Genomic DNA, 18,452 nt, shown 5'->3' on the forward strand with positions numbered 1-18,452 from the left:
ATTAATGTGATTGAGACTGTAGCCAACCAAGGAAGTTTTGGGTTTTATTGAAATACTGAATGCCAATATCTCGGAAAACCTTTATAACTTCACGTCTGCCAAATTCATTGGAATTAGATCTGAAAAATATTTTTACTTCATCTGGGTGTAAGCGTTCATGGTGAACTATACACTCTCTAATCAATTTCTTCATCAGATACTTTTCAAGGATATATATAGCAAGGCTTCCATGAATAATTTCTGTCGTTAACGGCATCTATTATACTTTGGTAAAAAGCTCATTTAAGGCTATATAAAAACGTTTTTCTGTATGATTAGCATGTTGCAGAAAGCTAAGATTAGCTGTTTTTAAATAATTAACAACTAATTTAGCCTTTTCTGAAGTTTTATTTCTTCCAGCCTCGTTCACGTGAATATCTAATCGCTTAATCAAATCCTGGTTATATTTATCTTCTTGTTCTAAATAAGTTTGTAGCTTGCATGGCTCTAATTTCCTACTAAGGTAAGTTTGTTTATCTCCTATCACCCTATTGATTTCAATCCTAACGATGATTAAATAGCTTCACTGATACACCCAAGAAAAGTTACTTTGAAGCAACTAGCAAGACAACAGCATAAGCACATATACCTTCTTCGCGTCCAATGGGGCCTAATTTTTCGTTGGTGGTAGCTTTAATGCCAATTTGATTCGGTTGTAATTCTAAAACAGCGGCTAGTTTGTCGCGCATATTGTGAATATGCGGTTTTAATTTTGGACGTTCTGCTACTACCACCGAGTCAATATTTCCCACCTGCCAGCCTTGATCCCGAATTAGTTGATGTACTTGAGTTAATAGTACTAAACTATCTGCTCCTGACCATTGGGGATCGCTAGGCGGAAAATAATGACCAATATCCCCCAAAGATAATGCCCCAAGCATGGCATCCATAATCGCGTGCGTTAATACATCAGCGTCACTGTGCCCCAATAAACCCAGTTCATGAGGAATTTGAATTCCACCTAAAATTAAAGCGCGATCGCTCACCAGTTGGTGAATATCGTAGCCATTACCAATACGAATTTTTGTCATTTGTTCATTTGTCATTGGGCATTGGGCATTGTTTAGTAGTTATTCTTAATCTCGCTGATCTCGCCCTGCTCCGCCTGTTCCCATTTTTCCAGGAGATCAGGGCGGCGATCGCGGGTTTTTTGAATTTGTTGTTCGTAACGCCACCGGGCGATCGCTGCGTGATTACCACTGAGCAAGATATCAGGCACTTTCAAGCCGCGAAAATTGGCAGGACGAGTATATTGGGGATAGTCCAATAACCCCTGCTCAAAACTTTCTGCTGTGAGGGATTCCGTTTTGGCCACAGTTCCTGGTATTAGCCGCACTACACCATTAATCAAAGCCATTGCAGGAATTTCTCCGCCGGTCAGAATAAAATCGCCTAAAGACACTTCACGAGTTACCAAATGCAGCACTCTCTCATCCACTCCTTCGTAATGCCCGCAAATAACTACTAACTGGTCATAATTTGTCGCCAATTCTTTTAAAAGAGGTTGATTGATTGTTTGACCCTGTGGACTCATCAAAATTACTTCTCTTCGGGGTAGAGTCGGCAGCGACTCCACAGCGGTAAAGATAGGTTCTGGCTTCATTAGCATCCCAACACCACCGCCGTAGGGTTCATCATCTACCTTTCGGTGCTTATCAGTGGTAAAGTCCCGTGGGTTAACTAGATGCACTTCGGCAATCTGTTTGACTAAAGCTTTACCCAGCAGCCCAGAATTGAGAACAGAGTTAAAACAGTCAGGAAAAAGCGTAACTATATCAAAGCGCACAGTTATTCGTATTCAAGGACACTAATCTTAAATTTGAATGTCTAGCAAATACCAACAAGCCTTGGTCGGGTCAAGGTCAAGTCAAACTCCAGTTAAACTTTATCAATAGTATCTAAAACTACCAGACCTCTTGGATTTTAGATGGGATCAAAAGTTTTTCTAATTACTTAATTTATGTTTAAATATTGTCACAACTACATTTAAATTAATAATCATATCAAGTTAACAACTTCCAGGATGCATCGAGCCAGCCTCAGAAAAAAGCGTAGTCTTACCTGCTCGTCCCCAACCCTAGAGGGGAAATCTAGCCCCCTAAAGACTATTTTGCCCTGTTGCAAGTGGACAGGTGAAAAACAAGGCGCTGGCTTTGAAGAAGGGGAACGGACACGTTTAGACTGAGGCTTCGCGTTAAGCGAGAATTTGGAAAGTGGTTAACCCAGTTCCAAACTTCCAAAAAGTGTCCTCTCAAAGAAGCAAAGCGCAAAAATCATCAGGCAACTGATGATCCTTGTTAAATTCACCTGAAGTTGTTGACAGGAGAAACACAATGCCGCAATTACAAGCTAAATCGCTAGAAATGAGGACACCCCAAGCAACTAAAACCGCCGTTCTGGTTATCGGAGGCGCAGAAGACAAAGTTCATGGGCGCGAAATCCTACGAACTTTTTTTGGACGTGCTGGTGCTAGTAAGGCTTATATTACAATTATTCCATCTGCCTCTCGCGAACCCGCGATCATCGGTGGTCGGTATATTCGCATTTTTGAAGAAATGGGGGCCCAGAAGGTAGAAATTTTAGACATCCGCGAACGGGAACAGTGTGAAGCCTCCCAGATCAAAGCATCCTTAGAAGCCTGTAGTGGGGTATTTTTGACAGGAGGAGACCAGCTGCGTCTCTGTGGTGTATTGGCAGATACGCCAGCAATGGAAATTATTCGGCAACGGGTGAGGGCGGGGCAACTTACGTTAGCAGGCACTAGTGCTGGAGCGGCAGTGATGGGGCATCATATGATTGCTGGTGGCGGTAGTGGAGAGACGCCAAATCGTTCCCTAGTCGATATGGCAACGGGTTTGGGATTTATTCCGGAAGTCATCGTTGACCAACACTTTCATAACCGGAATCGGATGGGGCGGCTGATTAGTGCGATCGCAGCTCATCCCGATCGCTTAGGTATTGGCATTGACGAAGATACTTGTGCAGTGTTTGAACGTGATGGTTGGCTACAAGTTATGGGTAAAGGCAGTGTCACCATTGTTGATCCCACTGAACTCACCCACACTAACGAGCCGCATGTTGGCGCTAATGAACCGCTAACCGTGCATAATTTACGTCTGCATATCCTCAGCTATGGCGATCGCTTCCACTTGTACCAGCGCACTGTATTGCCTGCTGTACACCGAATCTCCAGCTGACGGGATAGAGTATCTGAGGTTACACTGAGTTGACCACAAATTTTAGATTTTGGATTTTGCGTTTGCGTAGCGTGTCGGAGACAAAAGTTGTAAGGAGGAGCCACTGCGTTGCGCGGGTTCCCCGTGTTGTAGCAAGTGGTGAACCAGCGCACTCAAGTTAGTTTCCTTCTGTAGGCGACTGGTGTTAGCGTAGCGGTAGCGAGTCCGCGAGCGTCACCTGTACCCTTCGGGAAGCAAGCTACGTGCAGCGTCTCCGTCAGGAGAAGGGCGTTGGTTTCCCTCCAGAGCAAACTTTTCAAGACAGATTTTAGGTTAAAAGAGCTTTTCGGCAGATGCCGTCAGAAAGTGGGGGAAACAAATCTAACAAACCTTTAATGACTCGTTAACGCTAGGCGATCGTAAATCTAAAATTACCAGAGCTAAGTACCCTAATTATCTCTTTTAATCCAAAATCATAAATCTAAAATCCCAGATCGGTTGACCGCACATTTATTTCTTACCATAGAAAAATGATAAGAATACCATGTAAAAAGAAAAAACTGTTTGCAATGAACAGTTTAGCGGTCAATTACAGTAAGAAACTAGAATTTTGGTTCCGAATCTCCATCTACCTATTCCCATGAGAATTCTCAAGATCCAGACCTTACGCGGCCCAAACTATTGGAGCATTCGACGCCACAAACTGATCGTCATGCGCCTCGATTTAGAAACCCTTGGCGAGACGCCCTCGAATGAAATCCCTGGCTTTTATGAAGGATTAGTTGAGGCGCTGCCGAGTCTGGAGGGTCACTATTGTTCGCCTGGCTGTCGTGGTGGTTTTCTGATGCGAGTCAAAGAAGGCACTATGATCGGCCATATCGTAGAACACGTAGCCCTAGAACTTCAGGAATTAGCTGGTATGCATGTCGGCTTTGGTCGCACCCGCGAAACTGCCACACCCGGAATTTACCAAGTAGTGCTTGAGTACCTGAATGAGGAAGCGGGACGTTACGCTGGACGAGCAGCAGTGCGACTGTGTCAGAGTATCGTTGATCGAGGCCGTTATCCTAAGGCAGAACTCGAGCAAGATATCCAAGACCTAAAAGACTTCACCCGTGATGCTTCCTTAGGTCCTTCCACTGAAGCGATCGTCAAAGAAGCAGAAAAAAGAGGTATTCCCTGGATGTCTCTAGAAGCCCGCTTTTTGATTCAGCTGGGCTACGGCGTGAACCAGAAGCGGATGCAGGCCACAATGACAGACAACACCAGCATTCTGGGCGTAGAACTAGCTTGCGACAAAGAAGCTACTAAACGCATCCTCGCTGCCGCTGGTGCGCCAGTACCCAGAGGTACAGTGATCAACTTCTTAGACGATTTGGAACAAGCCATTGAATACGTTGGCGGCTATCCCATCGTCATCAAGCCCGTGGATGGCAATCATGGACGTGGCATCACCATTGATATCAGAACTTGGGAAGAAGCTGAAGCCGGATACGAAGCTGCCAGACAGGTTTCCCGGTCAATTATTGTCGAAAGATATTACGTTGGACGTGACCACAGGGTACTGGTGGTAAATGGCAAAGTAGTAGCAGTAGCCGAACGCGTCCCTGCTCATGTCATTGGCAATGGCAGATCCACCATTGCTGATCTGATTGAGGAAACAAACCTTGACCCAAATCGCGGTGAAGGACATGATAATGTCCTAACTAAGATTGAACTAGACCGCACCAGCTACCAACTCCTAGAAAGGCAAGGCTACACCCTTAACAGTGTGCCACCCAAAGGTACTATTTCTTATCTCAGAGCAACGGCAAACTTAAGTACAGGTGGTAGCGCTGTAGACCGTACCGATGAAATTCACCCAGAAAATCTTTGGTTGGCACAACGGGTAGTCAAGATTATTGGTTTGGATATCGCCGGACTCGATATCGTCACCACGGATATTAGTCGTCCTCTGCGGGAAGTGGATGGCGTGATTGTCGAAGTTAATGCTGCTCCCGGCTTCCGGATGCACGTTGCTCCAAGCGTTGGTATTCCCCGCAACGTCGCCGGTGCAGTAATGGATATGCTGTTCCCCAACGAACAATCTAGCCAAATTCCAATCCTCAGCGTCACGGGTACTAATGGCAAAACTACTACTACCCGACTACTAGCACATATTTATAAACAGACTGGTAAAGTAGTAGGTTATACGACTACAGATGGAACATATATCGGTGATTACTTAGTGGAAGCTGGCGATAACACAGGCCCCCAAAGTGCCCACGTCATCCTCCAAGATCCCACAGTGGAAGTAGCGGTACTGGAAACGGCTCGTGGTGGCATTCTCCGCTCTGGATTGGGCTTTGAAGCAGCAAATGTGGGAGTAGTATTGAATGTAGCCTCTGATCACTTAGGAATAGGCGATATAGATACCATTGAGCAGTTAGCTAACCTCAAGAGCGTAGTAGCAGAAGCTGTATTTCCTGATGGCTACGCAGTACTTAACGCTGACGATCGCCGCGTCGCCGCTATGTCAGAAAAAACTAAGGCTAATATTGCTTACTTCACAATGAACACCGACTCGGAATTAGTGCGAAAGCACATCCAAAAGGGTGGAGTAGCCGCAGTATATGAAAATGGCTATTTGTCAATTGTTAAAGGTGATTGGACACACCGCATAGAAAGAGCAGAAAATATACCTTTAACAATGGGCGGACGTGCACCGTTTATGATTGCCAACGCTTTAGCTGCAAGTTTGGCAGCATTCGTGCAAAACGTCACAATTGAGCAGATTCGTGCTGGTTTGAGGACTTTCCGGGCTTCAGTTAGTCAAACGCCAGGACGAATGAATCTATTTAATTTAGGAAACTACCACGCTTTGGTGGACTATGCCCACAACCCAGCCAGTTACGAAGCTGTGGGTTCCTTTGTTCGGAACTGGACTACAGGACAACGAATTGGCGTAATTGGTGGCCCAGGCGATCGCCGCGATGAAGACTTTGTTACTTTGGGCAAATTAGCAGCGCAAATTTTTGACTACATCATCGTCAAAGAAGACGATGACACACGGGGACGCCAACGGGGTTCAGCCGCCCAGTTGATTATTCAAGGCATCACTCAAGTTAAGCCTGATAGCCGTTATGAATCAATTCTGGATGAAACCCAAGCGATAAATAAAGGCTTAGACATGGCTCCTAATAACAGTCTGGTGGTAATTTTGCCAGAAAGTGTCACTCGTGCTATTAAGTTAATTAGGGCGCGTGGTGTAGTGAAGGAAGAGACACATCAACAAAATCCTGGCACAACTGTGATCGATTCCCAAAATGGGACTACACCTTCTTCTGTTGTTAATACCTTGCTGTAGTCAGGAATCAGGAGTCAGAAGGACTTCTGTGCAACGGGCCTATGACTCGTTGCTCCAAGCATCTCCCTTTATGGGAAAAACTATATTCAGAAATTTCTCAATATTGAAAATGCATCTTCTTGTGAGTGCATTTCTCCTGACTGCTGTATTCTGACTCCTTTTATTATTGTTTTTCTTCTTCCTGATTGGTTTCCTCGCTGGGAGTTTTCATCTCCTCCTTAAAACCTCGTAGGGTTTTGCCCAGTGCGGTTCCCAGTTCGGGAATTTTTTTGGGGCCAAAAATTAGAACAGCGACTATGGCAATTACAGCTATTTCTGGCCATCCCAGTCCAAACATATAAATTTCCTCTAAGGCATCTGTAATTAAATATAGACATTCATGGCTTAAATCTGATGAGTTCGCCACTGATCAGCGCTCGACCCTCTTGGAGAAAAGGGTATAAGAGACCATTTACAACGTATTTCAGGTAAATGAAGTACACAGGTAGGGGCACAACATGTTGTGCCCCTACGATTATCTGTACCTCACGCCTGTTGCAATCTGCTGTATAAAGTAAATCTTTAGACGACGTAGCATGATATGAGTCATAACAGCATATATGGCAGCCTCACTCATTTCTGAGAGACGCTCATAATCCTTACTGAGACGACGGTACTGGTTAAACCAGCCAAATGTTCTTTCTACTACCCACCGTTTGGGCAAAATCTGAAATTCTTGATTAGATGTAGGTTGGGTTGAGGAACAAAACCCAACATTTGCGTTGCTTTGTTGGATTGCGCTACGCTTTACCCAACCTACTTTTTGAGTTTGAAAACACGCCTTAGTCTTTAACCTTTAGACGAGCGCGGATCGTTGCCGTAACTGTTCCGCTCTCGAATTTGCCCTTCTCGGTTATGTATTAATAATTCAGATTGCTGATTAATAGCAATCTCACGCCCTTTCTCAATGGCTTCTTGCTGGGTAGGGAATATTTTAGTAGCCTTACTAGCACCCTCAGACTTAACTGCCCAACCTTCAGAATGAGGGACGATATGTTGGTTATTACCTTTAGACATTAGTGATATTGTTTATACTTAACTACTTTTACACCTTAACACAATCTTTACTAATGTAAGTATCTTGTATTATAAACAATATTAAATAATTATGAAATAGTTTTTGTTGTTCTTTGAAAATCAACTTTTAAAATTCTTCTCCCTGAAAATTCATTTTAATCTCTATTTTAGATTTCAATATTAATGTCAATTAATTTGAACAAGCCTTTTTTAAAACAGTCCTAACTGAACTCCGTGGTTTTTATTATCAGCATTTTCTGTTGCTATTGGTGGTAAATCTACTGGAGGTTCAACAACCAAAGGAGCATTTTCTTCAAATCTCAGTTTTGAGCTTCTGATGTAGTTTTCATCAATCTCAAAAGCTAACCAGCGTCTTTGTAAAGTTTCTGCAACTCGACCTGTCATATTAGAACCAGCAAAAGGTTCTAAAACAATATCATCTGGTTCTGTACAAAGGTTGATGACAAACTCTGGTAAAGCTTGAGGAAATCTTGCCGGGTGTGGCTTAAAACCTTCTTCTTTGCAACGCCTTTGGTAATAATCGTTAGAAGCAGTATTCGAGGCAGAAATCACATTTACAGGTTGAACTAAATCTTCAAATAAAATTTCTTGTATAAGAGTCTGTTGCCCTATTTCTTCTTTGTCTGTACTACAACGTCCATCAATAATATTCGGGGGGATCGCTCCTCCTCTGTCCTTCCTAAATTTATCAGAAATATCATGACCTGATGGTCTAAATTTGGGTTTATAGCCATTCTTCAGAAGATTTTTCATTGCATCACTATAAGGCTTTAAAACCCTTCTATTATTAGCTTTAGGATGCGGTTCTTTTGACAGCCACCAAATTGTATTTACCGAATCTTTAACTCTTTCCCTGCGAACTGTTACCCATTCGGCAGGGGTGGGTAATTTTGCTGGATTATACCAATACAATTCTTGTGCCAGATAAAATCCCAGTCCGCCTTTTTCTTTTGCTTTGCACAAAGCAACAACCAATTCAAAATGATAAAGAGAACGAACTGGCATTCCCTTAATCCAACTACCACCAATATCAATAACCAGTGAGCCTGTTGGCTTAAGAATACGGTAAAACTCTGCCGCATAATCTTTAAACCATTCAACATATTCATCGGCATCAACATTTCCGTATTCTTTTTTACGAACCAGTGCAAATGGTGGAGAGGTACAAATTAAATCGATACTTTCGTCGAGAATACCTGCCATTAATTCTAGGCTGTTTCCCAAATAAGCAGCACCAAATTTTGTTTCGTAGTAAGGGTTACAATTAAGTTTCATCTAAACTTGGTTAGTACAGTTGTACGTATGAAGACAGTATTACCCATAAAAGCATAAGTTTTCTAACTGTTAACTATTTTTTTTAATCAATTTGCTGGATGAATAGGGCAACGTGCCAAGTATCTGCACCTAAAATAGTACACAATTACTATATATAAATACTCACGAAAGCAGAATCCTTAGCTAGTACAGCACGGCGTAAATAAACCTACCATTCAAAATGGCGCAAGAGCAAGGAATATAATTCTTTTGACTTTTGACTTTTGACTTTTGACTTCCGCCTTGCGGTACTAGCCGCTGAGGGGCTTTTTATTAGGGCGATCGCTCCAACAGAGAACTGATATCGAATTGATATCAATTCTTTAATAATTAGTGCAACTAACTTTTCATTGGATTGGTGATTGGTAAACCTAACCAATCACTTAATTCATGAGCTAACCATTCAAGTTCTGCTTCCGATTTAATACCACCATCGTCAGCACTAACCTGATATTTTCGTACTCCTGACCAAATATATAATTGTGCTGGAACAGCAACTCTAGTGTCTTGAGAGTGTTTAGTAAAGTGTTTTGGAATATAAACCAGCTTATTAATACTTTGTCTTGGTGATGGACGCAGAGGATAAAATTTCCAAGCAAACAATTCCCAGGTTAGGGTAATTTGTTTTGGATTCAGGCGTAAGCAGATGCGTCCAAACAACTTAAAGAGAAATTTATACACCATGAAACAGCCAATACCCCAAAACGGAACTGAGAACAAGACAAAGGGGATATTGGCAGGAAAAGGCCCCAACGATAGTACGCCAATTGTCCAAATTAGGATAAATGAATTCCAGGCGATCGCAAATAAACCTGGGGCTACTATTGATGGATTAAAACCAGCTGGTGGAACGATAATTTCTAAAGAATCCCAATTTTTGGTTAGTTGAATCTTACTCCCATCTGGTTTGTCTACAACTAAAGCAGGCAAGTTTGTAGGTTGTGGTTTTTCTAAAGCTGCGATCGCAACAGCAGCAGAACTAAAACGCCGTTCTAAACTGGGTTCAATCATCCACTTTAACCAATTGGTAAAGCTGGGACTCAGATTAGCCACTTGTTCAAACTGAATGCGAAAATCCTTTTGGGGTAAATCGGCTGGATGAGTACCTGTTGCCAGATAAATCAATGTTGCGCCTAAACTATAAATGTCAGATGCTGCAACAGTCCGCCCACCAAATTGCTCCTGTGGCATATATCCATAAGTTCCTACCACAGTCCTAGTCCCAGTTTCTGCACCGAGGACAGTCTGCACTGAACCAAAATCTACCAGGTAAACTTGACCAATACTATTACCAGAACGCTCCCCCAATAAAATATTGCTAGGCTTAATATCACGGTGGATCACAGGCGGATATAGCTCATGTAAGTAAATGAGAATCTCTAAAACTGCCTTGGCTATCAGTTTGATTTCTGCTTCTGTAAAAGTCCGTCCAGTTTGTAAATATTGCTCTAAAGTTTGGGCGCGGATATAAGTTTGTACTAGGGCAAATCCTTTGATGGTTGGTAAATTTACCTCAAAATAGTTTAAATAGTGAGGAATTAAGGGATGTGATAAAGATTTTAAAATTTCAGCTTCCCGCTCAAACAGCTTGAGTGAATCCCATTCAAAATCACCACCAAAAGAGAGTAACTTGATGATAACTAATTCCTGATTTTTCAAATCACGAGCTAACAACGTCCGCCGCCCTGCTTTTTTTCCTAATAGCTGCTGAACTTCGTAGCGTAGACGCTCAGCGTCTTGTCCTCGGACATCACCTAATATTTCACCAATCATTATGGTTTCTGATAACACTGCGGTTGAAAAGTTTTTATAACTTATGGCTTTTCAGTTTGGCAAACCGATATCTTTAGTATAATTGTGTAGTTCTATGCCCTCCCAACTTTGGCCTTATATTACCCCTGGTATTCCCGATGAATTGTTTGAACATTTGCCAGGAATTCCCCTGAGCCAGCGAGAAGTCCGACTACTGTTAATTGCTCAACTGCGGCTAAAATCAGATTCTGTGTTATGGGATATTGGCGCAGGGACGGGTACAATTCCGGTAGAGGTGGGGCTATTGTGTCCAGGCGGACAGATTATCGCTATAGAACGGGATGAAGAAGTAGCTAATCTAATCAAGCGTAACTGCGATCGCTTTGAAGTGAAGAATGTCGAAGTAATTGAAGGTATCGCCCCAGAGTGTCTACATGACCTCAAAGTTACTCCTCACCGCGTTTGTATTGAGGGAGGACGCCCCATTCAAGAAATACTGCAAGCAGCTTGGCATTATTTGCCACCATCCGGTCGGGTTGTAGCCACAGCTGCTAATCTAGAAAGCCTGTATGCTATTTCCCAGAGCTTTTCCCTGTTAAGGGCTAGAAATATCGAAGTCGTCCAGTCTGCGGTTAACCGCCTAGAGACGCGCGGCTTTTCTCAAACCTTTACTGCCGTTGATCCCATTTTTATCCTTAGTGGTGAGAAACTAGACTAAATCAAAAAGATTTTAGATTTTAGATTTTAGATTTTAGATTGGGGATTTAGGTCATAGTTCATAAGAAACCAAGCCACAATTACCAATCCCTAATCTCGAATTCCTAATCTCTAATCCAAAATCCAAAATCCAAAATCCAAAATACTTTTATGCCTTGGTCTCGGATTATTAGTGGAATTGTTGCGATCGCTCTTGCTCTTTCTGTTACCCTATTAGGGGGTTGGTACTTTACCATCATGTTTGCGGTTATCGTCTTTTTGGGTCAACAGGAATATTTTAATTTGGTGCGAGCCAGAGGCATCGCTCCCGCTGCTAAAACCACTATGGCTGTCAGCCAAATCTTACTAATGATTTGTACCCTTGATGGCAGTTTAGCTGACGCTGTAATGCCCTTAGCTGGCACACTTATTTGTTTTTACCTGCTGTTTCAACCAAAATTTGCCACGATCGCTGATGTTTCCGCTTCTATTATGGGGCTATTTTACGTAGGTTATTTGCCGAGTTATTGGGTGCGGTTACGAGCAATTGATAATGCTGCTTTCAGCAATCTCCCTTTCGGAGGTTACTGGCCCACAATTTGGGTAGATTTCTGGGAAAAGGCAAATTCCGCTTCTTTACCACAAGGTTTTACAGCAACACTGCTGACTTTTTTGTGTATTTGGGCAGCCGATATCGGTGCTTACACCATTGGCAAATTCTTTGGGAAAACCCGTCTGTCTGAGATTAGCCCGAAAAAAACTGTAGAAGGTGCTGTCTTTGGAATTACTTCAAGTGTTGCCGTAGCCATAGCAGGAGCCTATTATCTCCACTTGCCAAGATCCCCCTTCACTGGTTTAGCATTGGGTTTGCTGATTGGCATTGCTAGTCTTTTAGGGGATCTTACCGAGTCTATGCTCAAGCGGGATGCTGGAGTCAAAGATTCTGGACAGCTAATCCCCGGTCACGGTGGTATTTTAGACCGTACCGATAGTTATATTTTCACAGCTCCTTTGGTTTACTATTTTGTGACATTGCTATTGCCATTGATAACAGATAGCGGGACTTAAACAGAAGCTCTCATGGTGGTTAGGACTAAAAGAATATCAAGTCCGAGATAAAAGAAGTTTACTTCAACATTTCATTTTAGTTTTTTGTGCCTACACTTTTATTCTTTGGCATCAACTTACTGGTTGCTTAAGACGCAGATGGGCCGAGCATTCCTTTGAACACTTTTATTGAAGCAATAGATGCTTTCAGAACAGCTATATCTTTCCGATTTTTCGATTGCTTGACCCTCCATCGTCACCTGTTTGTTTCTTATAAAGCCAGTTTGGGTTACATTTGGTCTTAATTTTTGTCTAAGTCCCGTTAAGAATATTCTCAACTCACTACCCCCTTATTGAGAATAAGTTATTTTTACAACCCCCCTTGGTACGCCTTACTGCGATCGCACCCAACCACCATAAATAAACCCCGTCGCCGCGATCGCACCCAACCACCATAAATAAATCCCGTCGCCGCGATCGCACCTCTCCACAAACCAAAAAAACCCTCGCTGCTTGAGGGAACATAAGGGTTTTAGACCCTCAAAACCATAAAACCCCACAGATGTACTCTGTAGGGCTTTATCATACCTTCTAGGGCATTAAGAGCGATTTTAGGATACCAATCTTTTTTTTAGCTCTATTTCTAGCTGTTCATCAGTACTGACCACTACTCGCCCTGGCTTGGCTCTCATAATACTGAGGAAATGTTGAAATGCTTCTTCATCCTGGGGGTTGGCTTTGACGTATTCCCGTAGTTTTTTTTCTGACAAATTTAAATAGTTACTCATCCGATAATCTCCTCTCCATTGCTAAGAATCTCTACCTGAATTGTTTCACCGATCAAAACTACGATTCTGTTTGTTCTTTGATCAAATCTAACCAATTCTATATTCTGTAGTAAATTACTGGTGCGAACGCTTAAACGGAAAAAGGCTTTGAGTTGCTCTATGGTCGGTTCCATTTGCTATTGTCTACTTTTCCTAGATAATTATCTATCGCTACCAGTACCTTGTAGTCTGCCAACTCAAAAATCTTGGAATATGAAGTAATTATGTCTACATTTTCGGGTGCGATCGCAAAATAAAGCAAAAACGATGTCAAAGTCCCTCTGTATAAACATTTGAGGCTCTTTTATGGGTGTTTTTTGTCTAAGTCCCAATAGATGAGTTGGGCATTGGGCATTAGTTGATTCTTCTTCTCCTGCCCCCTCTTCCCCCTATCCCCAGAGGGGGCCCCGAGTCCCCCTGCCCTTATTTCGAGAAGCGTTATATTATTTAAGATAAGTAATTGGTATTTTTAGTTTTTAATTTTTAATCATCAAGGGTTAACGTTAATCCGTCCACGACAACCTAGCTTGCCTGGGATCAGTGTTAGTTCTTGGATATCGACATCTGAGCCAAGATCCAGATTGTACTCATGATTGTCCTCTAATATATCTCCTTGATCGGGCTTGATTGGGATATATGCCACCTGCAACTCATGCCCACTGAGTAATTGTAAACCCAGACAAATCTCTAGAGGTGTTGTTTCACTATTGGTTACTTTCACGCCTCGCAGTATAATTTGGTTGTTCTTAAGGAGAATTTCTTGCCAATTAACTGGTTGTGACTGTGGGTAATGTGTTGGTAAAACCTTAACCAGTAAATCGCTCAAAGCAGTCGATAATAAGTCAGATGAGAGAGAAACATTGAGATCCTTCTCGTCTACGATCAAATCGCCAACGACTGGTACTGTTTCTAGCAGTCGCAGAGGCTGTCCCTTGAGTACGGAGCCAATATTTATCCGAATATTTTCTGCTATTAATTGAATTTGTGTAATTAGGAGACCTTGATAAACTGCATGAGTAGCAAAAATAGATACCGAGGGGATGCGTCCAGAGATAATTTGGCGATCGCTCGCTTTGATCTCCACTTCTAATTCAGATATTTGGCTCACTTGCGCTCTCAACCAGAACTTTAGGGCTGTTGTGAGTACTTGCGTAATTATGCGTATTTTATTTGTATTTCTTGTTTGGAAATTTGGCTCTGGCATTTAACCACTCTGTTTATGAGTATTTGCTCAACAACCGAACAGAACTTGGACAAGCCTTAAATGTAACATTTACCGCTACTCGCTACAAAATGCAAATATCATTTAATTGTTAACAGTAAATAAGCAATTTCCACATGGAGGTACGGTTACAAAAAATTCTCGCTCAATGGGGTATCGCCTCACGTCGTGAAGCCGAAGAAATGATTAGGCACTCACGGGTGCGGATCAATGGGGTATTGGCACATTTAGGTCAAAAAGTTGATCCCGAAAAAGATGCGATCGCTGTGGATGGTCAACCTGTATCCGAAAAGCAGCGTCCGGCTTTAATATATCTATTGCTGCACAAACCAGCAGGAGTGGTTTCGACTTGCTACGACCCTCATCGCAGACCAACAGTCCTGGATCTACTACCGAAAGAATTACGAGAGGGTTCAGGTATTCATCCAGTTGGGCGTCTAGATGCAGACTCTACAGGAGCATTAATCCTGACAAATGACGGAAACCTGACATTTGGACTAACCCATCCCCGCCACAGTATTTCCAAGACATATCGTGTTTTGGTCAAAGGACATCCTCCAGAAGCAGTACTGCAAATGTGGCGTCAGGGTGTGATGTTGGAGGGTAGAAAAACCAGGGCTGCTAAGGTACACCTAATAGAACGTGGTGCCGAGCAAAGCTTTTTAGAAATAGTCTTGCAGGAGGGAAGAAATCGCCAAATTCGCCGTATAGCCCAACAGTTAGGATACCCAGTAATCAAGCTGCATCGGACTGCTATCGGCCCAATTCAATTAGAAACTCCAAAAGAACCTTTTTTGTCAGAGGGTAAATATCGTTCCCTCAAAGATCATGAAATTCACTTTTTGCAAGAGCAGATAACACAACCTATTAAAGATTCAGTGGAGTTAAGGAGTGTCAGCAGGCATGAAATGGCTAAGAAAAAAGAATAATCACCAGCCATCACTTTCATTAGAGCAAGAACGAGCCGAAAAGTTGGCAGAATTGGGCGCTCAACTTTGGGCATTGCGTCAAGAACAGGGTCTATCTCTAGAGCAAGTGGTTGTATTGACCAGAATTCCCCGACGATTATTGCAGGCGATCGAAGAAGGTAATTTAAACGATCTACCAGAACCAATCTATATTCAGGGTTTAATCAGGCAATTTGCCGAAGCACTAGGCTTGAATGGAGTAGAATTTTCTGGCACTTTTCCGATCAGTTCTGCACGAGTTAACCCCCAAGATATGGGAAATAGTTCATCCCTTAGTCAACTACGTCCGATTCATCTTTACTTTCTTTATATATTCCTAATTGTCTGCTCTGTAAATGGCTTATCTCAGTTATTAAATAACGCTGTACTACAAGCAAGTAATAATCAAAACCAGCCATCTCCAAAACAAAAATCTGTCGTTAAACCAGAAATAGCCCAACTAAAAGAGTCAGTGGAGGTTCAACCGGTCAGCGATTCCCTCAGCGGCATCCAACAGGGACGGGCTGTACAGATTGGTGTCACATTGAAAGCGTCATCTTGGATTCGCATAGTAGCCGATGGCAAAACCGAGTTTGAGGGTATTCTGCCAGAGGGAACTCACCGGATTTGGAAAGCCCAAAAGCAACTGACAGTGAAAACTGATAATGCTGGTGGTGTGTTGATGAGCGTCAATCAACAGAAAGCTAAGGAAATGGGAGAGCCGGGGAAAGAGGAAGAAGTTAGGATTGCAGCCAAGCCTAAATTTTGAAATATGGGGTATGAGACATTGGGCATTGGGCATTGGTTATTCTTTCTTCCCCTGCTCCCCCTGCTCCCCCTGCCTCACTGTTCTTGTGGGGCGCGTCCATTTAGTTCGGTAAGAACTTTCAAGCGATCGCCTAATTCCTGTGTCAACGCTGCTGTTTGATATCGCCACTCCCAGTTACCCTCAGGAATACTGGGAAAATTCATCCGCGCTTGGTTCCCTAATCCCAAAATATCTTGCAAGGGAATAATCGCTTGGTTGGCTATGGAACTCAAAGCTAGGCGAATTAAATCCCAGTGGATGCCTTCAGGACTGATAGAACCTAAATAAAGCAACAAGTTTTGCTTTTCCTGGTCGCTAGCTGTATCGAACCAGCCTAAAGTTGTGTCATTATCGTGAGTCCCGGTATAAACTACAGCATTGCGCGGATAATTGAATGGTAAAAATGGATTAGCGGCATCAGCACCAAAGGCAAATTGCAAAATTTTCATCCCCGGAAATTCATACTTATCTCGCAGCGCTTCTACTCCTGGTGTAATTACTCCCAAATCTTCTGCTAAGACGGGTAGCTTGCCCAACTTTTGCCTAATCACTTCAAAAAAAGCATCTCCAGGCGCTTCTACCCATTTACCATTCATGGCAGTTTCTTCACCTTGAGGCACAGCCCAATAAGCCTCGAAGCCCCGGAAGTGGTCAATGCGAATTATATCTACATAATCTAGCATTGCTTCAAAGCGCTGTACCCACCACTTAAAGTCTTGTTTTTGCAATTCCTCCCAGTTGTAAACCGGGTTGCCCCACAATTGACCGGTGGCGCTAAAGTAATCTGGTGGGACTCCTGCCATTTGGGCAGCAGCTCCTGTCTGTTCATCTAGACAAAAGATGTTGGGATGCGCCCACACATCAGCGCTATCATGAGCTACGTAGATGGGGATATCGCCGATAATGTCAATACCGCGCATATTGGCGTAGCTTTTAAGCTCTGACCACTGGCGGAAAAACTCAAATTGGACAAACTTGTAATAAGAAATCTCTCCATTGAGCCGCTCCTGTACTTGCTCCATTGCTTGTGGATCACGCTTGACAAGTTCTGACGGCCATGTATGCCAGTTTGCATTCTCGTTGGCATCTTTCAACGCCATAAATAAAGCGTAATTATCTAGCCAATAGGCTTTGCTGTCGCAAAAACCTTCAAACTCTTTTTGTAGGATGGGTGTGGCATTGGCTCTAAAATGTTCATAGGCTTTTTTGAGTAGCCCAATTTTAACCGGCACAACCTCCTTGAAATCTACCTTTTCTTCCGGAAATGCTGGTAAATTAGCAAAGTCTTCATCTGTTAGCAAACCCTCATCTCGCAGTTTTTCTGGGCTAATCAGCAGGGGATTTCCTGCCATTGCCGAGTAGCACATATACGGGGAATTACCGTATGCAGTGGGGCCCAAAGGTAAAACTTGCCAATATTGTTGATGGCTTTCTTTGAGAAAATCGATGAAGCGATAGGCTTCTAAGCCTAAATCGCCAATGCCAAATCGACTGGGAAAAGATGTGGGATGCAGCAAAATGCCACTTGATCTAGGAAAAGGCATATTTAACCTGAATTATGAGAGGAAGCGATCGCATTAATCTATCACGCTACGTTCAGCTTTGAAAGCTGTCGATAGCAAGGATTAGGGATTGGGGATTAGGGACTGGGGGGGAATAACATAATGCAATGCCCCATGCTCAATGTCCAATTCCGAATTAATCCAAAATCCAAAATCTAAAATCAAAAATTGCATGACTTACCGAAATCCTACACCAACAGTTGATATCATCATTGAACTAGTAGATCGACCTCATCGGCCAATAGTGTTAATTGAAAGACATAATCTACCCTTAGGTTGGGCTATTCCTGGTGGTTTTGTGGATTATGGGGAAGCCGTGGAAGTGGCGGCCCAGCGGGAAGCTGAGGAAGAAACGGGTTTGCAGGTGGAATTAGTTGAACAATTACTGGTGTATTCTAACCCCGATCGCGATCCGCGTCAGCATACGATTAGCATTGTGTTTTTGGCGACAGCGACGGGTGAATCGGTAGCTGGGGATGATGCTAAGGGTATAGGCATTTTTGAGTCTTGGCGTGTGCCTGGTAATTTATGTTTTGACCACGATCGCATTTTGCAGGATTATTGGCGATATCGGCATTATGGGATACGTCCGAGGTTGGGGTAAGAGGGACGAACCGCAGAGGCGCAAAGAGCGCAGAG

The 18,452-nt window shown here is 43.0% G+C and carries 21 protein-coding genes and 2 pseudogenes; 8 read left to right on the plus strand and 15 right to left on the minus strand.

The annotated features are described in order from the left end of the window. Position 1: 1 nt before the first annotated feature. From V7K48_RS12910 to trmD, 4 genes are read right to left on the minus strand one after another with little or no spacing between them, the layout of a single operon-like run. Complete coding sequence (locus V7K48_RS12910) at positions 2-256, minus strand: hypothetical protein (protein ID WP_335072974.1); 255 nt, start codon at positions 254-256, stop codon at positions 2-4. Between the two features lie 3 nt (positions 257-259). Then, positions 260-526 (minus strand): hypothetical protein, encoded by a 267-nt coding sequence (locus tag V7K48_RS12915; RefSeq protein WP_335072976.1) that lies wholly within the window; start codon positions 524-526, stop codon positions 260-262. A gap of 58 nt (positions 527-584) precedes the next feature. Then, positions 585-1,070: a 2-C-methyl-D-erythritol 2,4-cyclodiphosphate synthase gene (gene ispF / locus V7K48_RS12920; protein WP_335073235.1), complete on the minus strand. Its 486-nt coding sequence runs from the start codon at positions 1,068-1,070 to the stop codon at positions 585-587. 32 nt (positions 1,071-1,102) lie between these two features. Further along, positions 1,103-1,825, minus strand: a complete 723-nt coding sequence (trmD, locus tag V7K48_RS12925; protein WP_335072978.1) for a tRNA (guanosine(37)-N1)-methyltransferase TrmD — start codon at positions 1,823-1,825, stop codon at positions 1,103-1,105. A gap of 547 nt (positions 1,826-2,372) precedes the next feature. Here trmD and V7K48_RS12930 point away from each other — a divergent pair. Both V7K48_RS12930 and cphA read left to right on the plus strand, forming a co-directional pair. Continuing rightward, positions 2,373-3,236 (plus strand): cyanophycinase, encoded by an 864-nt coding sequence (locus tag V7K48_RS12930; protein WP_094348499.1) that lies wholly within the window; start codon positions 2,373-2,375, stop codon positions 3,234-3,236. Between the two features lie 619 nt (positions 3,237-3,855). Then, a complete protein-coding gene (gene cphA, locus V7K48_RS12935) occupies positions 3,856-6,561 on the plus strand; it encodes a cyanophycin synthetase (protein ID WP_335072980.1) in 2,706 nt (901 codons plus the stop codon). 163 nt (positions 6,562-6,724) lie between these two features. On the opposite strand, the gene V7K48_RS12940 is transcribed toward cphA, so the two are convergent. The 5 genes and pseudogenes from V7K48_RS12940 to V7K48_RS12960 all read right to left on the minus strand — a co-directional run bounded on the left by V7K48_RS12940 (position 6,725) and on the right by V7K48_RS12960 (position 10,725). After that, complete coding sequence (locus V7K48_RS12940; RefSeq protein WP_334974931.1) at positions 6,725-6,898, minus strand: Sec-independent protein translocase subunit TatA/TatB; 174 nt, start codon at positions 6,896-6,898, stop codon at positions 6,725-6,727. Positions 6,899-7,075: 177 nt separating this feature from the next. Then, positions 7,076-7,339: pseudogene (locus V7K48_RS12945) on the minus strand (transposase); the annotation flags it as partial. A 50-nt stretch (positions 7,340-7,389) separates the two neighbouring features. Beyond that, positions 7,390-7,617, minus strand: coding sequence for a DUF2188 domain-containing protein (locus V7K48_RS12950; RefSeq protein ID WP_335072982.1), 228 nt, complete (start codon positions 7,615-7,617; stop codon positions 7,390-7,392). Between the two features lie 210 nt (positions 7,618-7,827). Then, positions 7,828-8,913, minus strand: coding sequence for a DNA-methyltransferase (locus V7K48_RS12955; RefSeq protein WP_335072984.1), 1,086 nt, complete (start codon positions 8,911-8,913; stop codon positions 7,828-7,830). Between the two features lie 378 nt (positions 8,914-9,291). Beyond that, positions 9,292-10,725: a serine/threonine protein kinase gene (locus V7K48_RS12960; RefSeq protein ID WP_335072986.1), complete on the minus strand. Its 1,434-nt coding sequence runs from the start codon at positions 10,723-10,725 to the stop codon at positions 9,292-9,294. Between the two features lie 94 nt (positions 10,726-10,819). Here V7K48_RS12960 and cbiT point away from each other — a divergent pair, with 94 nt between their 5' ends. The 3 genes and pseudogenes from cbiT to V7K48_RS12975 form a co-directional block, all read left to right on the plus strand. Continuing rightward, the gene (gene cbiT, locus V7K48_RS12965; protein WP_334974666.1) at positions 10,820-11,422 is read left to right on the plus strand and encodes a precorrin-6Y C5,15-methyltransferase subunit CbiT; all 603 of its coding nucleotides are present in this window, start codon (positions 10,820-10,822) and stop codon (positions 11,420-11,422) included. A gap of 149 nt (positions 11,423-11,571) precedes the next feature. Then, entirely contained in the window at positions 11,572-12,468 is an 897-nt protein-coding gene (locus V7K48_RS12970; protein ID WP_335072988.1) for a phosphatidate cytidylyltransferase, read from the plus strand. Positions 12,469-12,484: 16 nt separating this feature from the next. Further along, positions 12,485-12,752: pseudogene (locus tag V7K48_RS12975) on the plus strand (IS701 family transposase); the annotation flags it as partial. Between the two features lie 87 nt (positions 12,753-12,839). Here the strand turns inward: V7K48_RS12975 and V7K48_RS12980 are convergent. The 5 genes from V7K48_RS12980 to V7K48_RS13000 all read right to left on the minus strand — a co-directional run bounded on the left by V7K48_RS12980 (position 12,840) and on the right by V7K48_RS13000 (position 14,478). Further along, positions 12,840-13,007 (minus strand): hypothetical protein, encoded by a 168-nt coding sequence (locus V7K48_RS12980; protein ID WP_335072990.1) that lies wholly within the window; start codon positions 13,005-13,007, stop codon positions 12,840-12,842. 51 nt (positions 13,008-13,058) lie between these two features. Continuing rightward, on the minus strand, positions 13,059-13,235 hold the full coding sequence (locus V7K48_RS12985) for a DUF6887 family protein (protein ID WP_335072992.1): 177 nt from the start codon (positions 13,233-13,235) through the stop codon (positions 13,059-13,061). Continuing rightward, a complete protein-coding gene (locus V7K48_RS12990) occupies positions 13,232-13,408 on the minus strand; it encodes a DUF6888 family protein (RefSeq protein WP_335072994.1) in 177 nt (58 codons plus the stop codon). Before V7K48_RS12990 ends, V7K48_RS12985 begins: the two co-directional genes overlap by 4 nt. After that, positions 13,393-13,548 (minus strand): hypothetical protein, encoded by a 156-nt coding sequence (locus V7K48_RS12995; RefSeq protein WP_335072996.1) that lies wholly within the window; start codon positions 13,546-13,548, stop codon positions 13,393-13,395. Before V7K48_RS12995 ends, V7K48_RS12990 begins: the two co-directional genes overlap by 16 nt. 216 nt (positions 13,549-13,764) lie before the next feature. Next, positions 13,765-14,478 (minus strand): LmeA family phospholipid-binding protein, encoded by a 714-nt coding sequence (locus V7K48_RS13000; protein ID WP_335072998.1) that lies wholly within the window; start codon positions 14,476-14,478, stop codon positions 13,765-13,767. A gap of 134 nt (positions 14,479-14,612) precedes the next feature. Here V7K48_RS13000 and V7K48_RS13005 point away from each other — a divergent pair, with 134 nt between their 5' ends. Next, positions 14,613-15,425 carry a pseudouridine synthase gene (locus tag V7K48_RS13005; RefSeq protein ID WP_335073000.1) on the plus strand — a complete coding sequence of 271 codons (813 nt, stop codon included), beginning with the start codon at positions 14,613-14,615 and terminating at the stop codon, positions 15,423-15,425. After that, positions 15,400-16,212, plus strand: a complete 813-nt coding sequence (locus tag V7K48_RS13010) for a helix-turn-helix domain-containing protein (RefSeq protein WP_335073002.1) — start codon at positions 15,400-15,402, stop codon at positions 16,210-16,212. Before V7K48_RS13005 ends, V7K48_RS13010 begins: the two co-directional genes overlap by 26 nt. 74 nt (positions 16,213-16,286) lie before the next feature. Here V7K48_RS13010 and malQ read toward each other — a convergent pair whose 3' ends face one another. Then, positions 16,287-17,795 carry a 4-alpha-glucanotransferase gene (gene malQ, locus V7K48_RS13015; RefSeq protein ID WP_335073004.1) on the minus strand — a complete coding sequence of 503 codons (1,509 nt, stop codon included), beginning with the start codon at positions 17,793-17,795 and terminating at the stop codon, positions 16,287-16,289. A gap of 190 nt (positions 17,796-17,985) precedes the next feature. Between malQ and V7K48_RS13020 the strand changes: the two genes are divergently transcribed. Then, positions 17,986-18,417, plus strand: a complete 432-nt coding sequence (locus V7K48_RS13020) for an NUDIX hydrolase (protein ID WP_335073006.1) — start codon at positions 17,986-17,988, stop codon at positions 18,415-18,417. Positions 18,418-18,452: the final 35 nt, after the last annotated feature.

It is taken from the genome of Nostoc sp., from assembly GCF_036919615.1.
Taxonomy (GTDB): Bacteria; Cyanobacteriota; Cyanobacteriia; order Cyanobacteriales; family Nostocaceae; genus Nostoc.

Bases quoted from the DNA above. Each gene is read 5' to 3' on its own strand.
- V7K48_RS12910 (WP_335072974.1), bottom strand. From the start codon at position 256: ATGCCGTTAACGACAGAAATTATTCATGGAAGCCTTGCTATATATATC.
- ispF (WP_335073235.1), bottom strand. From the start codon at position 1,070: ATGACAAAAATTCGTATTGGTAATGGCTACGATATTCACCAACTGGTG.
- V7K48_RS12930 (WP_094348499.1), top strand. From the start codon at position 2,373: ATGCCGCAATTACAAGCTAAATCGCTAGAAATGAGGACACCCCAAGCA.
- cphA (WP_335072980.1), top strand. From the start codon at position 3,856: ATGAGAATTCTCAAGATCCAGACCTTACGCGGCCCAAACTATTGGAGC.
- V7K48_RS12940 (WP_334974931.1), bottom strand. From the start codon at position 6,898: ATGTTTGGACTGGGATGGCCAGAAATAGCTGTAATTGCCATAGTCGCT.
- V7K48_RS12950 (WP_335072982.1), bottom strand. From the start codon at position 7,617: ATGTCTAAAGGTAATAACCAACATATCGTCCCTCATTCTGAAGGTTGG.
- V7K48_RS12955 (WP_335072984.1), bottom strand. From the start codon at position 8,913: ATGAAACTTAATTGTAACCCTTACTACGAAACAAAATTTGGTGCTGCT.
- V7K48_RS12960 (WP_335072986.1), bottom strand. From the start codon at position 10,725: ATGATTGGTGAAATATTAGGTGATGTCCGAGGACAAGACGCTGAGCGT.
- cbiT (WP_334974666.1), top strand. From the start codon at position 10,820: ATGCCCTCCCAACTTTGGCCTTATATTACCCCTGGTATTCCCGATGAA.
- V7K48_RS12970 (WP_335072988.1), top strand. From the start codon at position 11,572: ATGCCTTGGTCTCGGATTATTAGTGGAATTGTTGCGATCGCTCTTGCT.
- V7K48_RS12985 (WP_335072992.1), bottom strand. From the start codon at position 13,235: ATGAGTAACTATTTAAATTTGTCAGAAAAAAAACTACGGGAATACGTC.
- V7K48_RS12990 (WP_335072994.1), bottom strand. From the start codon at position 13,408: ATGGAACCGACCATAGAGCAACTCAAAGCCTTTTTCCGTTTAAGCGTT.
- V7K48_RS13000 (WP_335072998.1), bottom strand. From the start codon at position 14,478: ATGCCAGAGCCAAATTTCCAAACAAGAAATACAAATAAAATACGCATA.
- V7K48_RS13005 (WP_335073000.1), top strand. From the start codon at position 14,613: ATGGAGGTACGGTTACAAAAAATTCTCGCTCAATGGGGTATCGCCTCA.
- V7K48_RS13010 (WP_335073002.1), top strand. From the start codon at position 15,400: ATGAAATGGCTAAGAAAAAAGAATAATCACCAGCCATCACTTTCATTA.
- malQ (WP_335073004.1), bottom strand. From the start codon at position 17,795: ATGCCTTTTCCTAGATCAAGTGGCATTTTGCTGCATCCCACATCTTTT.
- V7K48_RS13020 (WP_335073006.1), top strand. From the start codon at position 17,986: ATGACTTACCGAAATCCTACACCAACAGTTGATATCATCATTGAACTA.